The sequence below is a fragment of the Paraburkholderia sp. 31.1 genome, assembly GCF_014397645.1.
Taxonomy (GTDB): Bacteria; Pseudomonadota; Gammaproteobacteria; order Burkholderiales; family Burkholderiaceae; genus Paraburkholderia; species Paraburkholderia tuberum.
Map to the genome: position 1 here is coordinate 1 of NZ_VZQN01000078.1, position 15,151 is coordinate 15,151.

Here is a 15,151-nt window from a genome sequence, read left to right on the forward strand (position 1 = left end):
TTTCGGCATTGATCGACGTCTGGCCCTTCACGCTTTCTTCGACCGCGCCGCCCACCTGAATGCGATAGCCGACCGGCAGCCTGGCGGTTTCCGCCGCGAGCGCACGTTCGATGTCGTGGGTCACGTCCATCCCCTGCGCGTCGCCGCGCACGTCCGCCTGCACCGTGATGGTCGGCTGACGGTCGCGTTGCCAGATGACGCCGTACTCTTGCGTATCGCGCACGTGTCCGAGCGAACCGAGCGGCACCGGGCCGTGGGGCGTCGGAATCGCGAGGCTCATAAGCTGCGCCGGATTGACACGTTCGCTCTTTGGCGCACGCAGATCGACGTTGATCAGCTTGTCGCGCTCGCGGTACTGCGTCACCGTGTAGCCCGATAGCGTCATCGCGAGGAAGTTCGACACGTCCTCCGAGGTGACACCAAGCTGGCGCGCCCTGTTTTGATCGATCTCGAACGAGATCGAGCGCTCCGCCGGCTCGTCCCAGTTGAACTGGACGTTGCGCGTGCGGGGATCGGCGCGGACCTTGTCCGACACTTCTTGAGCAAGCGATCGCACGGTCGCGATATCGTCGCCGCTCACGCGGAACTGGATCGGGAACCCGACAGGCGGACCATTCTCGAGCCGGGAGACACGCGTGCGCATGCCGGAGAAGTCCTTCTCGAGCATGCCGTCGAGCCAACGCATCAGTTCCTCGCGCTTCTCAACGCTTTTAGCCGCAATCACGAACTGCGCGAAATTCGGCTGTTGAAGCTGCTGGTCGAGCGTCAGGTAAAAACGCGGCGCGCCGGTGCCGACGAAGTCGACGAAGTGGTCGATCCCGGCTTTGCCGTCGAGCACCTTTTCAAGGCGCTTCGCTTCACGCAGCGTCGCTTCGAACGAGGCGCCTTCCGGCAACCGCAGATCGACCAGCAGTTCCGGCCGTTCCGAGTTCGGGAAGAACTGCTGCGGCACGCGCGTGAAGGCCAGCATGGAAATCGCGAAAAGCACGACGGTGACGCCGAGCACGACCCATCGACGCTCGACGCACCACGCAACCCATCCCGACAGGTGCCGGTAGAAGCCGGTGTTGCCGATTTCATGCGGATCATGGTGTGCACCGCCGGGTTCAGGCTTGCGTTCCGGCAGCAGGTGATAACCCAGCAACGGCACCAGCACGACGGCCGCGAACCACGAAACGATCAGCGCGATGGCCGACACTTCGAAGATCGAACGCGTGTATTCGCCCGTGCTCGATTTGGCGAGCGCAATCGGCAGAAAGCCGCATACGGTGACGAGCGTGCCCGTCAGCATCGGGAATGCCGTGCTGGTATACGCGAACGCTGCCGAGCGCGCCCGGCTCCAGCCTTGCTCCAGCTTCACCGCCATCATTTCGACGGCGATGATCGCGTCGTCGACGAGCAGACCCAGCGCGAGCACGAGTGTGCCGAGCGAGACCTTGTCCAGGCCGATATTGAAGATGTGCATGCACAGCGCGGTTGCCGCCAGCACGATCGGAATCGTGATCACGACGACCATGCCGGTGCGCAGACCGAGCGAGACGAGGCTCACGACCAGCACGATCGCCACCGCTTCGCCAACCGATTTCACGAACTCATCCACCGATTGCTTGACCGCGTGCGGCATGCTCAAAACCGGAGCGAGTTTCAGACCCGCCGGCAGCGTGGCCTGCAGTTCGGCGGCTTTTGCATCGAGCGCCTTGCCGAGGTCGATCACGTCGCCGCCCTTTTGCATCGTCACGCCGATGCCGAGCACCGCCTGGCCGCCGACGCGCATCTGGGTCACCGGTGGATCGTCATAACCGCGTGTGATCTTCGCGATGTCGCCCAGCCGGAACGTGCGCTTGTTGATGGTGATCATCATGTCCGCGAGTGCCTGCACGTCCTTGAACGCGCCGCTCGGACGCACGAACACGCGGTCGTCGGCAGTCGTGATGGTGCCGACGGGCGCGACGGCATTCTGGGCGTCGATCGCCTGCGCGAGCTGTTGCGGCGTGATCGAAAGCCGCGTGAGCTGCGCATTCGATATCTCGACGAAGATGTGCTGATCGGGGTCGCCAAAATAGTCGACCTTCGCCACACCGGGTATGCGCAGCAGGACTGTGCGCAGCTTGTCAGCGTAGTCGTGCAGTTGCGCCGGCGAAAAGCCGTCGCCTTCAAGCGCATAGATGTTGGTGTAGACGTCGCCGAATTCATCGTTGAAAAACGGGCCGACGGTGCCCTTCGGCAGCGTCGCGGCAATGTCGCCGACCTTCTTGCGCACCTGATACCAGGTTTCCGGCACTTCCTTGACGGGCGCGGAGTCCTTCATGGCGAAGAAGATCATCGACTCGCCGGGGCGCGAGTAGCTCTTGATGTAGTCGATATACGGCGCCGCTTGCAGCTGGCGGCCGATCCGGTCCGTGATCTGTTCCTGCACCTCGCGCGCAGTCGCACCAGGCCAGTAGGTCTTGATCACCATCGTCCGGAAGGTGAACGGCGGATCTTCCGACTGCGCGAGTTGCGTATAACCGATCACGCCGAAAAGCGTGGCGAGCCCGATCAGAAAGATCACGAGCTGCTGATGACGTAGCGCCCAGGCGGAAAGATTGAAGCCGCCTTCGCCAGATTTGTCTGCCCCGGAAGACGGGACGGGCGCGCTGTTGCCTGCGGATTCACTGTCGCGCGCCCTCATGACGGGAAGTCCTCGGGATGAAGCGGGGGCACCACCTGCACATGCTGGCCCGCGCTCACGGCGTGTGCGCCCTGGAGCATGACGCGGTCGCCGTCGCGTAGGCCCGATCTGATCGAGACGGTGCGCTCGTCATATCGCTGGATAGTGACCGAACGCAGTTCGAGTGTGTCGCTGCCGGCGCGCACCACCCAGACAGCGGGGTGCTCACCCTCGTGAAAGAGCGCCGTCACAGGCAGCGTAAAAATCTGCCCCACGGGCGCGTTGCCGACGACATCGAACCCCACAATCGCCGTCATGCCGAGGCGCACGTCGCGGCTCGGGGCGGCCAGCGTCAGCTTGACGCGCCAGGTGCGGCTTTCTCGATCGGCAGCAGCCGATACCTCGCGCACGCGCGCCTCGAAGGTCTTGCCGGGTAGCGCCGGCAGCGTTACGCGCGCCATGCTGCCGACTGTCAGCGAGCTCAGCGTGCGCTCGGGCGCGTCGCAGACGATGTCTACGTCGCCCGTCCAGTCGAGGTGATAGATCGATTGGGTTCCCTGAACGTTCTGGCCCGTGTCGGCGTCCTCCGAGGCAATCACGCCGTCGTGGTCCGCTGTCAGCGTCGCATAGCGCAGATTGTCCGAGGCGAGCGCCATCTGGGCGAGCGCCGAGTCGCGCTGGGCGAGCGCGGAGGCGTAGGCGTCCTGCGTCTGTTCAAGTTGCGCCGGCGCGATCAGGTTCGCCTGCGCCTGCGCCTGATCGCGGTCGAGCTGCTGCTTCGCGTAGACAAGTCGATGTTCGGCGGCATCGAGCTGGGCTCGTGCGTTGGCCAGGTTATTGCGCAGGTCGGTCGGGTCGAGCAGTGCAACAACCTGTCCCGCCTTGACGGCATCGCCGAGATGAACCCGCCGTTCGATGATCTTGCCGCCCACCCGGAACGAAAGCACCGTCGAGTAGCGCGCCTGCACCTGAGCCGGCAGCGACGCACCTACCGCGCGCCCGTCGGCGTGAACGGCCAGGGCGACCACGGGCTTCGGCTCAGGAGCGGCGGCTTCGCGCGACTGGCATGCCGACAGCAGGATTGCGCTGCAAGCCGCGACCATCACGTGCGTCCGCTTGGGCGATCGTATGAACGAAGATAAAAAGATACGTGCAATTTTAGGCGCGACAGGAACGGAATGTTTCACGATGTTCACAAGGCAGAGGATTGATCCAGGTAAAAAATTTCCCGATGCTGTAGACCCGCCATGCAATGAAGCACGGTTCGCCGTCAGCATGGGTTCGCAAACAATCTCTATCAATACGCTGGACTCCTACGTATTGCCATGGCAGGCCGGTGACATGTGCCCTCCCGATGGGACGCGCGCACTCAGCGTCTGATTCGCGCGCTTACATGCACACTTGCCTCACGGGTCTTTTGCTCTCTACGCCGGCATCGACAAAACTACCGATAAATCGCCTGCGCCAGCGCGCAGGGCCCGGTCGAGTTCCTCCTCGGCTATCAGCTGCCGGTGCAGCACCGCCTCTCTTAGCATGCTGTATCTGGAATGCGCACCGGGTATGCGAGCACTCTTGCCGCCAATATAGGGATTTGCCGCAGTCGCCATCGCGCGACGACACTCGGGCATCTCCCGGATCTGTTCAGAATTGGCCGCGATCTCCCTGATGCAATGCTCGGCCAGCGTCTTGCATGGATGCACCTGAACCGATTCAGCCGCGAACGTGACCGCGACGTCGCTCGCCAAAATCCGGAGTGCCATCTGACGGACGACATCGGAAATCACCGCATTCGGTCTGCCAGGCGTGACAAAGGAGTCGGTCCGCATCCACGCGAGATCGATTTCGGGCACGTCGAATAGTGCCCGGATGGATATCAGATGGAGGTCACTGCACGCGTTCGAAAGCTCGACGGCGATGTCGGTCAAAATGCCGGGAATCCGCAAATACGCGGCACACTCCTGGGTTCTTTCAATCGGAGTTGACGCCATAGGCAAACCGAGCGCGGTCATTGCGTTTACCGCATCAACCGCTTCAACTTCAACCGCTTCGACTTCATATCCGGAATGGGCCGTAGCGCCCGCGTCAATCCTCGCGCGAAGATAGATTTCACGAAGCTGCACGGATGACGCTCGCAACCTGACCATCTGTTCGTCCAGCATAAGCGCATGCGTCAAAAACTTGAAAGCCAGCGTGGAGTGAACTGCATCGTATAACTGGGTGGTTCGGTCGAGTTGCAGCAAATCGCGGAATTCCTCCGCCTTTCTGATGAAGGCGGACCGCAACGCATCGCACCCGTCACATAGGTGTTCAATCGCAACGCAGATCGAGATCCGAAGTGCGGTCGAATAGACATTCCCGCCTCCGGGACACATGCGCGCACCTGGATCCAGATGAACATAGTCGCCGCGCGGACGACCCAGAAGTTCAAGAGCGCGGTTGCATATCACCTCGTTGGCGTTCATATCGTTCTCAGTGTCAGCGCGGCCCTGAGTCACGTTGACGAAGCACTGGTCACACAAGCGCCCTTTCTGCGCCTCCACGCAAGAGGCGACGATTGCGTCACCAAGTGGGGGTTCAAGTAGATGCAACTCGGCATTCACTTCTGCGACAGCCTGCTTGACTGCCGCCAGCGCATTCCGCAGGTTTGGGTATGCGCCTACCGGCGTCCCCGATATGGGACAGTTCTCGACGGCGCCAGGCGTGTGAATGCCATATCGCGCTTCCTCGGGTATTTCCCGCTTGCCCAGCGAATCGTATTCGACCCGGAAACCTGGTCTGCCGATCTCCATATTCACTCCTGCCAAGGATGAGTGCTTGCATGAGACACGCAATAGCCAATAGCGGCCGCTCTGCTTATCAAAGGCAGAGCTGGTTCGGACGGGGTTCGTCGGTATGCGTTCCGGTCGAACGAGGCGAGAAGCTATATTCGCGGTAGGCATTGGTGCCTACATAGAGCCAGTTACGCAAAATGTTTGACATGTCACTTCCTTAGCAGCCGTTGGTGAGCCACGATCTCGTGAAGCCGGTGTATAGCCGCATGTTGATTTCCGGCGCCCAATGCGGGTAATTTCTGACGGCTAATCGGAGTGCACCGACTCGTCGCAGAAACGGGTCGAGGAAATACCCCGGTTTCGCTGTCGATGACTATCGCGAAGCCAAGGCGCGCGGACGCTAAAACGCCATTGGGGTGGATAGGGCAACGCAAAAAAGACTCATCGCGCACAGGAAAGAGAAAACTTTAGCGGCATGGCGAGCGCCGAGTAGCGCGGCAATGCCTGGGCCAACAACACCGGTCTTGTCGACACCGCCGAGGTGAACGCAGCGTCACCGATGTTCAACAGGAAGTCAGATACTGTCTGGATGAGCGTTCGCCAGGAGACGACATGCGTCGCAGCGGTGACAGCGAATCCGGTATTTCGCCGTTTGACGTCCCGACGCCAAGGATGTGCTTGCGCAAACTGCAATGCCTTCACTCGTGCTCGTTCGTCAAACATGGATTACTTCTCCAGGAGGGTGTGACGGGATCTCCATTATCAGTATGCGTATCGAGGTCTGGCTCGCACGCTACCGTGCATCCGAGCCACGCGAACGCCACTGGACCATCACGTTTCGGACGCCGCCGGATGAATCAGACTCCGTCGATCGCCCCTGTGCAAAGGCGCTGTCCACATTTCCCACGATAGACGCTAGCGACCCAGGAAGATATCGTACCGTCGGTTATCGCGCTTCTACCTGCCCGTCTAAAGCCTATACGGCGGTATAGCGCAGGCGGCGACGGGGATAAGACCAATCCGCTCAGGTGTAGGGTCCAATACCGTCGTTCAGCAGCGTGCGGAAAGCCGGCGTGTACCCATGCGTGTTGTTCCGGTGGCCGCGATAAAGCGATTCGTTTTTTTCGCCATCTCATCGCTCGCGCCTGCACCGCAGCAGCTATCGTTTTACCGAGATATCGGTGACGAGCCAAACGTTTGGCGCGTCCGTCGAGGTATCAACATATACCGTGACCAATGCACTGGAGCGAAGCGGCCGCGACTGCCTCCTGGAAGTGCGCGACGACGGTCGTGGCGAAAACGGACGTCGGTTTTCCTCGCAAACGACTGAATCTGGTCGCGACGCACGCTTCACTATCCTGTGGCTGATCAATCAGCATGCCACCGGCCGCTACGACTCGCGAACCCTCGCATCAGACGAACCCGTACCGCTTACCGAGAGCGGCGAGAAGATCTCGCCACTGATCGACGCTGGCGCCGTCGTGAATCTCCTCAAGTTCGCACAGCAGATCGACAATGCCCGGATCGTAGGCATCGACGTTGGATGCATACAGCGCCTGCAGCAGCTTGCCGTCCCGGGCGTGCCGATAGTACGAAATGCCGATCCCTTCGATGTCCGGGTGATAAAACTCGTCGCTAACGAGCGATCCGACTGCGCACTCGCGGTCGTTGTCGCCGCGCAGCCGGCATGAGCCGTTCTCGTCCTCCGAGACGGCCCCCTGGTTAAGCAGATGAGCGCTGACGCGCTCGTATATCTTTCTTGCGCACTGCATCGCGACACCTGCAACCCTCAAGCAGCGGCTTTCAGAAACGTGGCCGACAGGGCAAATTGTCGAGCAATTGATGCCAGCCGCTCACTCCATTCCCATGTGCCAAATACATCGTGGACGTTCTGCAGACAACTAAGCAATTCGACAGTCACCGGATCGGACACATCGATGCGCGAGCGAAGCAGCGCGCGCTTGAGCGCCGCGACACCGATATCCATATAAGCCGGCACGTCCTTTGGCGGTTTTGCGACGTAGCGGATGGGCACGCCTTCCATTGCCGTCATATAGTCGCGCGGCTTAATGAAGCTGCCGACCGGACAGCTACCGCAGTAGCCTCGATAGGCGCCGCCGCCGCGAGGCAGCAGGGAGGCTCGCGCCTGGCCGAATAAATGCTCTACAGCGTGGTCGAAAATCTCCTGACGTGTCAGGAAGCTCCGGCTTTTCATGTCCACCTCTTTGCGTCTTTCGCATCGGTCAGTCGTTGACAACGGGCAGCCTGCGCTCCAAGTATCAAACGTCGCCGCCGGGGCAAAGGGACTGCTGCGAATACAAGCGACGCGAAGTTTTGACGGAACCTCGATTTGGCTCGAAGCCGCCTGCGCTAGTCAGACCGGAGGCCGTTGTAGGCGCAAAGCGCGGCTGCATCGGGCATGGGTTTACGGTACAGCCGCGACCGAAATTGGGCTATCACACGGAAGGAAGGAACGCCTCTACGTTGGGATGCACCGGCACAGTGCTCAGTGTTGCGTGAACATACGGGCGTATAGGCTCTGCCTCCGAGATTTCGCTAACGATGCGTACGCGACGCGAGTGGGCGACTGTGGGGCCGTAGCCGCATGCTGCTCGAGCAGCTCTTCCGGGTCACCGCGCCAAAGCGGGGGCTCTACGCCGCGATATGGTGAGCGTGATCGTTGCCCGCGAGCGCCGGACACCATCGCTCGAAGCATGAGACACGGACGTGGGGCTCCGCGACGGAGAGCTGGAACACCTTTTTTGAATCGTTTTATACGACGAAAGCGGGAGGCAAGGGCGTGGGCCTTGCCATTTTCAGGTCCATTGCCGAGAGTCATGGCGAGCGCATCGACGCAGGCGCCGAACAAGCCTGGCAGTGCGGTGTTTCGCTTCGCCATCCCTGTCGAACGGCACGATTGTCCGCGTGCAGCAACTCAGCGCGCCTAAGACCGCCGGTTAAAAGCCCGCGGCGGCAGGGGCGGTTTGCGGCTGCGTTTGTGCTGCCGGGGCAGCGGCCAACAGCAGCTGTTTTCCGGTATCTCCTGCTCTTGTGCTGCCCCCGCGTCAAGCGGGGCCGGGTGGATGCGCTTGCCAAGGCGCGCAGAGGTAAATCTGCAGCACGCCTCTGGCATCGACGACATAGTAAGCTCCGAAAGGGGGTGTATCCCTCGCCCCATGCCGCGGTTCATGTTCTAGCCGCTTCGTGCGATGCATTGCAGACGTAGATGCAAGGGTAGCGGGCCGCTTGGGCGGCGGCAAAGCTCCATTCGGACATCTACCCTATTCCCGTTTTACCGTGTCATACTTGAAACGCGTCTTATGGGCGCAAAACGGCGGGGACGCGTCTCTGTCAAGCGGGCGAAATGTCTCGTCAGTCCGCCGCATTGTGGCGTGTTGAGGACTCGTTTATGGCTACCGATCGGCATGTACCGTCGTCCACGGGTGGAATCCGCGGCTCGACAGTCTTCGTCGTCGACGACGAAGAGTCCATCCGCCTCGCGCTGTGCGATCTACTGGAGTCCGTCGGGTATTCCGTCGAGACGTTCTGTTCCGTGCAGGAATTCGTGACCTTTCGCAAACCCGCCGGCCCGAGCTGTCTCATCCTCGATGTCAGGCTCAAAGGCGAAAGCGGTCTGGCGTTCCAGCAGGCGATGGCACGCGAGGGACTGCAAATGCCGGTTCTCTTCATGACGGGGCACGGCGACATGGAAATGTCGGTGCGAGCAATGAGAGCTGGCGCATTCCATTTTTTCCCGAAGCCGTTTCGTGACCAGGATATGCTCGACGCGGTTTCCGAGGCAATTTCGAAAGACTCGCAACGCCTCGAAAAGGAACACAGCCTCGCGGCTGTACGCGCCGCGTACGCCTCGCTGACGCCGCGCGAACGCGAGATCCTGGCGCTGGTGGTTAGCGGAATGCTCAACAAGCAGATCGCCGCCCAACTCAACCTGAGCGAAATCACGGTGAAAATCCATCGCGGCCAGTTGATGAAAAAAATGGACGCGCGCTCACTCCCGGATCTCGTCTTCAAGGCCGCCGCACTCGAAATTGGGCGGCAACAAACAAAGCCGCGCCCTTAGGCTCGCGCCAGCCGCCATTGACGGAAAGAGGTCCGAAAACGCTGTTTTGAGCGCCGCGGCCTAAATCCCGACGTTGCCGAGTGTTCGTTTCAGGAGCGCCGCGTCCACGGGCTTGTCGAGCAGCGTGATGGCTGTGCTGGACTGCACCTGCGCTCGCAACGCGTCGCTGGGAAACGCGCTCACGAAGATCGTCGGCGGCGCGGCGCCCAGTGCGACAAGACGGTCAAGCAACTCCAGTCCTGACATGCCGGGCATGCGGACGTCGGAAAGCAGGACTCCGTTTCCGGTGCGAAGGTGCGACGCCCGCGCCGCCAGAAAGTCCGAAGGCAGCGAGTAAGTTTGGGTCGAATAGCCGAGCGATTGCACCAGGCTTTCGAGCGCCAGGCGGGATGATTCGTCGTCGTCGACAATCCAGACGATCCCGGAAACGGAAGCTCGCGGCTGTCGTTGCGAGGGGCTTCGGGAGGACATAAGGTCGCTTGCCAATGATTGCTTATTCAATCTAGACCCTGGAGCGTCGACTTGTCCATCATACCGACGTATGTCTGACTATCCCTTCCGGAATGATGAGACGCAGTGCGTCGGGCCCCCGCATCGAGACTTGCCGGGCGCGCCCTCGCTCAAGGTTTCATCGTACGAACGCCGTCCAAGGAACCTTGAGTACACCTCTCGTGGCTAATCTGACCGCCGCGGTGCTGCCTCGGAATGTTGTCCCCGAACCTCTTCTGACTGTCCCCATATCTTTTCCTTACGGTTGCTAGAGTCTTCTGCAGAGCGAGACGCGCAGTCCGGCAAGTTCCATTACCGTTTATCGCGACTGAACTGCTCCACGGCGGCCCGCGTCGACGTTGTCTTCAAACGCAAAAACCTACGCTTCGGATCTTTCAGACCGACGGTAAGCCGAGCCATACCGACGTATGAGCTCGACAAACAACGGTGGGCGAAAGTCCAAACGCTCGCAGAATGGATTCGATACCACCCGGCCGTCTATCTTGGCAATCATAGGCGGTGCTGCTGACAAGTCGACTCCCTTTAAAGGCACGACAGGTCCCGCCCCCGCCTATCGGTGAGCGTTGACCTGCAAGTCGTTGTGTGCGTCGACAGGCTCAGATGCGTTACGTGTTGGAGACACACGTTTTCGTCTCGGCATGCCCGTCAAAGGTTAACCATGTTTAGCAAACGCACAGGTCATCGCTGTTTTCCGCGGGCGGAAACAAAGGTGTCCAACGGCAACAGCATCGGCCGACCGGCCGGGCTCGCAGTCACCATTTCGGCGCTTGCTGTCTGCTGGTGGGAATTGATCAAGATAACTTTGGACTTCGCATTGACCGACAGCGACGCGGCACTCGGCGCGACAGTAGGCACAAGACTGATCGTGGTGGTGTCTGGACTCGCGGTCGTAGGCGACGCCCCCTTCGCGCGGCCCGTTTTCTGTTTTCTGTGCGCGATGAGCGTGCTTGCAGTCGGTCCGGCCATTCCACTGGAGCTCACAGACTCGCTCCTGGTACCAGCCGTCTCGTTCATCGACTGCGTAACGAAAACATTGTTTCTCGCTTGCGCGTTTTCCTCGTCTGGCAGGAATGGTCGTGACAAGCGCAACCACAGTCACGTTTTTGAAGTAGCCGTACTGCCGCCACGCGACTGACGCGCCGACAACGATTTTTCCCCAACCTTCATTTTGAGGTGACTTTCATGTCCAACTGTTTGCATAACTGGATCTACGTCGGCGCGAACGCTTACGACGAATACACCTATGTCCCATGGCTTAAGCGGAACGTCTACCGGAGAACCGTCGACCTTTGCAGAGTTTGCATCCAATAGTAGTCGATACATTTCTATCCGACTTCCCTCATTTCACCGGTAGCACTCGACGTCAATTCGGCCTTTCTGAGGTCCGAGTGCTCGACCTCTACACAGCAGCAAGCTTCGTACTGCTGCTTCTCGCTTTGGCGGGGTCTTACCTGCCCTACATCATTCCTTTTCAAGTCACGTTGTCTGATGCCGCTGCGCCGCCGGCGTCGCAGGCATTCATGTTCTGGGGCGCAGGGCTCTTCGTGCTACCGCTCATCGTGCCGTACACGTGTGTCGCGTATTCGGTGTTCCGGGGCGAGGTCTCGAAAGACCAGGCCTATCACTGACGTGCCCGCTCCCCACTCAACTTGCTCAAGGACTGGCCATGAAAGTCGCACTCTTCATTCCCTGTTTCATTGACGCGTTCTTTCCTGATGTGGGCATTGCGACACTGCAGTTGCTGGAACGCCTCGGCTGCGACGTCGACTATCCACTGGACCAGACGTGCTGCGGGCAGCCGATGGGCAACAGCGGCTGCGAGAAGGAAGCCGTCGCCACCGAAAACCTCTTCGTGCGCAACTTCACCGGCTACGACTACATCGTCGCGCCCAGCGGCAGTTGCGTGCACCACGTGCGTGACCATTTGAGCGCGGCAGACCAGACGCCCGATGCGCTGGCAGTGCGGTCCAACACCTACGAACTGGTGGAGTTCCTGCACGACGTGCTGCAGGTACGAGAGTTCCCGTGGGCCGAATTTCCGCACAAGGTCGGCCTGCACAACAGTTGCGGCACGCTGCGTTCGCTGCGCACCGCGAAGATGTCAGAGATCAATGAGCCGTTTTTCTCGAAGCCATTGACCCTGCTCAGGGGTGTCAGGGGCATCGAGTTCATCCGGCCTGACCGTCCCGACGAGTGCTGCGGGTTCGGCGGCACGTTCTGCGTGTCGGAGGAGCCGGTGTCGGCGCGCATGGGTGCCGACAAGGTCCGCGATCACAAGCGCAAAGGCGCCGAGTACATCGTGTCGGCCGATTCGTCGTGCCTCATGCACCAGAAAGGTTGCTCGGACCGTCTCGAACTGGGCCTGAAGTTCATCCATATCGCGCAGATTCTCAATGGAGCACAAGCATGAAACGTGTTGACCATGTCGGCTCTTCGGAGAAGTTCATCGCTGACGAAAAGCACATCCAGTTCCACGACAAACGCCTGTGGGAGCTGCGCACCGGACGCGACGCAGAGGTGCATGGCATCGCCGAGTGGGAGGAGTTGCGCTCGCTCGCCTCGGGGATCAAGGAGCATACGCTCACGCACCTCGCGGACTATCTGGAGCAGTTCGAGCGCAATGCGACGGCCAACGGCGTGACTGTGCACTGGGCCAAAGATGCCGAAGAGCACAACCGCATCGTCTACGAGATCCTGAGTCAGCGTCACGCGAGGCTGCTCGTCAAGAGCAAGTCGATGCTGACCGAAGAGTGCGAGATGCCCCCGTACCTTGAGGAGCGCGGCATCACCGTCGTGGAAACGGATCTGGGTGAACAAATCCAGCAGTTCGACGACGAGCTTCCCTCGCATATCGTGGTCCCGGCCGTGCACAAGCTCGCCCCAGACGTAGCGAAGATCTTCTCGGAAAAGATTGGCACCGACCCGAACGAGAGCAACATCCCTAAGCTTGCCGAAGCGCAGAGAAAAGCCACGCGTCCGCTTATCCTCAACGCCGATGCGGGCATGACCGGCTGCAACTTCGCGGTTGCGGAAACGGGCGGCATTACCGTCTGTACCAACGAGGGCACCGCGGACCTGAGCGCGAACGTGCCGCCGCTGCATATAGCATCGATCGGCATCGAGAAGCTGATTCCGAAGCTCGAACATCTCGGCGTCTTTATCCGCATGCTCTCGCGCAACGCCATCGGCTCGCCGATCACCCAGTACACGTCGCACTTTCGCGGTCCACGCAAGGATAGCGAAATGCATTTCGTGCTGGTCGACAACGGCCGTTCAGAACGGCTCGGCATGGACGACTTCTGGTATTCGCTCAAGTGCATCCGCTGCGGAGCGTGCATGAACACATGCCCTGTCTACCGGCGCAGCAGCGGCCTGAGCTATGGGGGTGTCTATTCGGGTCCGATCGGCGCGATCATCAATCCGACTTTCAACCTGAAGAAGTACAGCTCGTTGCCCTTTGCCTCGACGATGAACGGCAGCTGCACGAGCGTGTGCCCCGTCAGGATCAACATACACGAGCAGATCTACAAGTGGCGGCAGATCGTCGCCGAGCAGCACGAGCTTCCGTTCGTCAAGCAGGAGGCCATGAAGGTGGCCGGCCAGGTGCTGTCGCACCCGGCGCTGTACCGGGCGGCCGTCAAGACAGCCGGGACGGCCGTTTCCGTGTTGCCGCGCGCCGTGCTCTACAACCCGCTCAATGCGTGGGGCAGGCACCGTGAGGTGCCTGATGCGCCCAAGGAAACATTTCGCGATTGGTATCTCAAGAGGAACAGCAAATGAACAGCCGCGATATGATTTTGTCCCGTTTGCGCGAGGTCTCACCCGTGCCGCGCCGCTTGCCGGAGGTGCCGATGTTCGATAGCGCATTGCCACCGGAGGTGAAGAGCTTCCGCAAATCGCTCGACCGGCTTGGCGGCGTCTGGTGCCTACTGCCGGAGGACATTAGCCTCGATCAATTTGTCCGCTCGCGTTTCCGCGATGCCACGGTGTTCTGTTCAGCGACGCCCGAGTTCACGGCCACGCGTGACATCGCGTTGGTTGACGATCCCCGTGCGCTCGATGACGTGGATGTCGGGATCGTGCGCCCGGCGTTTGCTGTCGCCGAGACAGGGTCCATCTGGCTGAGCGAAGCGCAATACAACGTCAATGCACTCGGCTACCTGTCGCAGCATCTGATCGCGTTGCTGGATCCCGCGGATATCGTGGGCAATCTGCATCAGGCGTATCACCGCGACGAACCGCAGGAGATTGCACGTTGCGCCCCGTTGCGTTTCAGCTTCCAGCAATACCCTCAGGCGGGCTACTGCGATAGTCCGATCCGCTGCTGCTCCTGGGAGATGAAATCGGCGGCAATGCGGTTGTACGCAGCAGGCCGCACGTCATGGATATCGCCGGACTGAAGCAAGTCACCAACATAGACCTTGCCGTTGTATTCGACGTAGGTCACGCTCTTACCACCCGGCGCGAGATAGCGGTAACGGCCACCATCCAGCTGTACAGAAGCCTCATCGATGCTCCGCGTCAATTTGCAGTGTGCGGTCCACTGCCAGCAGCCTCACTGGATCGGTCTTCTTCCACTGTGATTTCGGCACGAGCACGGACCATTCGGTGTTGGCCGTATCGTGAAAGAACGCCGCCACGCCTACGTAGTTCGCTGCGTCGCCGATCGGCTCCGAGATCTTCAGCGTCTGCCCCAGCCCCAGCGTCACGTCCCGGCTCCAGAGCGTCGCGGCCTTCAGCGCCTCGTTGCCCGCGAGCAGTTGCGCGTAGGTCGCTGTTGCGAAAGGCTTGTCGTCCTTCAACTGGTAGATGCGCAGCACAACCGGAAGCGACGCGCCACGCACATCCTCGTTCAGTGCGCCGCGTGCCGTCACCACGAGGTTCATCTGTTTGACTTTCGTCTCGAACACCGCGCGTGTGACATCCACGGTGCCGTCCTTCACCGACTGCCAGGTCCCGCACGCCGAGACGGCCAGCGCGAGGCCCACGCCGAGCGCACCCCGCAAAATCCAGACACTCATCACAAAGGTGCTCCCTCGAAGTCGATGCGAGGATAGACGGTCTCCTTGCCACCGATGCTCAGTACCAGTTGCATGGAAACATGAAGGCTCGCGTAGCGCCCCAGAAAGTGATTGAGCA

Annotated in this window: 14 protein-coding genes; 7 read left to right on the top strand and 7 right to left on the bottom strand. The window is 60.6% G+C overall.

Annotated elements, in window-relative coordinates:
• The 4 genes from F6X37_RS33800 to F6X37_RS33815 form a co-directional block, all read right to left on the bottom strand.
• Positions 1-2,671: efflux RND transporter permease subunit (locus F6X37_RS33800; protein WP_187614331.1), on the bottom strand; the 2,671-nt coding region annotated here is incomplete at its 3' end.
• Positions 2,668-3,753, bottom strand: coding sequence for an efflux RND transporter periplasmic adaptor subunit (locus F6X37_RS33805; protein ID WP_187614351.1), 1,086 nt, complete (start codon positions 3,751-3,753; stop codon positions 2,668-2,670). The genes F6X37_RS33800 and F6X37_RS33805, both read right to left, overlap by 4 nt.
• A 321-nt stretch (positions 3,754-4,074) precedes the next feature.
• Positions 4,075-5,439 carry a lyase family protein gene (locus tag F6X37_RS33810; RefSeq protein WP_187614332.1) on the bottom strand — a complete coding sequence of 455 codons (1,365 nt, stop codon included), beginning with the start codon at positions 5,437-5,439 and terminating at the stop codon, positions 4,075-4,077.
• Positions 5,440-5,862: 423 nt separating this feature from the next.
• A complete protein-coding gene (locus F6X37_RS33815) occupies positions 5,863-6,144 on the bottom strand; it encodes a hypothetical protein (RefSeq protein WP_187614334.1) in 282 nt (93 codons plus the stop codon).
• A 506-nt stretch (positions 6,145-6,650) separates the two neighbouring features.
• Between F6X37_RS33815 and F6X37_RS33820 the strand changes: the two genes are divergently transcribed.
• Positions 6,651-7,112, top strand: coding sequence for a hypothetical protein (locus tag F6X37_RS33820; protein ID WP_187614336.1), 462 nt, complete (start codon positions 6,651-6,653; stop codon positions 7,110-7,112).
• 98 nt (positions 7,113-7,210) lie between these two features.
• On the opposite strand, the gene F6X37_RS33825 is transcribed toward F6X37_RS33820, so the two are convergent.
• Positions 7,211-7,636, bottom strand: a complete 426-nt coding sequence (locus tag F6X37_RS33825; protein ID WP_090810464.1) for a hypothetical protein — start codon at positions 7,634-7,636, stop codon at positions 7,211-7,213.
• A gap of 1,194 nt (positions 7,637-8,830) precedes the next feature.
• On the opposite strand from F6X37_RS33825, the gene F6X37_RS33830 reads away from it, so the two are divergent.
• Positions 8,831-9,502, top strand: coding sequence for a response regulator transcription factor (locus F6X37_RS33830; protein ID WP_187614338.1), 672 nt, complete (start codon positions 8,831-8,833; stop codon positions 9,500-9,502).
• Positions 9,503-9,562: 60 nt separating this feature from the next.
• Here the strand turns inward: F6X37_RS33830 and F6X37_RS33835 are convergent, their stop codons facing one another.
• Positions 9,563-9,973, bottom strand: a complete 411-nt coding sequence (locus F6X37_RS33835; RefSeq protein ID WP_187614339.1) for a response regulator transcription factor — start codon at positions 9,971-9,973, stop codon at positions 9,563-9,565.
• Between the two features lie 748 nt (positions 9,974-10,721).
• Between F6X37_RS33835 and F6X37_RS33840 the strand changes: the two genes are divergently transcribed.
• The 5 genes from F6X37_RS33840 to F6X37_RS33860 all read left to right on the top strand — a co-directional run bounded on the left by F6X37_RS33840 (position 10,722) and on the right by F6X37_RS33860 (position 14,412).
• Positions 10,722-11,147 (top strand): hypothetical protein, encoded by a 426-nt coding sequence (locus F6X37_RS33840; protein WP_187614341.1) that lies wholly within the window; start codon positions 10,722-10,724, stop codon positions 11,145-11,147.
• Between the two features lie 253 nt (positions 11,148-11,400).
• Positions 11,401-11,640 carry a cytochrome d ubiquinol oxidase subunit II gene (locus tag F6X37_RS33845; RefSeq protein ID WP_316252025.1) on the top strand — a complete coding sequence of 80 codons (240 nt, stop codon included), beginning with the start codon at positions 11,401-11,403 and terminating at the stop codon, positions 11,638-11,640.
• 38 nt (positions 11,641-11,678) lie between these two features.
• Positions 11,679-12,422: a (Fe-S)-binding protein gene (locus tag F6X37_RS33850; protein WP_187614345.1), complete on the top strand. Its 744-nt coding sequence runs from the start codon at positions 11,679-11,681 to the stop codon at positions 12,420-12,422.
• A complete protein-coding gene (locus F6X37_RS33855; protein ID WP_187614346.1) occupies positions 12,419-13,792 on the top strand; it encodes a lactate utilization protein B in 1,374 nt (457 codons plus the stop codon). Before F6X37_RS33850 ends, F6X37_RS33855 begins: the two co-directional genes overlap by 4 nt.
• Positions 13,789-14,412: a lactate utilization protein C gene (locus F6X37_RS33860; RefSeq protein WP_187614348.1), complete on the top strand. Its 624-nt coding sequence runs from the start codon at positions 13,789-13,791 to the stop codon at positions 14,410-14,412. The genes F6X37_RS33855 and F6X37_RS33860 overlap by 4 nt, the downstream gene beginning before the upstream one ends.
• A 105-nt stretch (positions 14,413-14,517) precedes the next feature.
• Here F6X37_RS33860 and tssJ read toward each other — a convergent pair whose 3' ends face one another.
• Complete coding sequence (tssJ, locus tag F6X37_RS33865) at positions 14,518-15,033, bottom strand: type VI secretion system lipoprotein TssJ (protein WP_187614349.1); 516 nt, start codon at positions 15,031-15,033, stop codon at positions 14,518-14,520.
• Positions 15,034-15,151 lie beyond the last annotated feature (118 nt).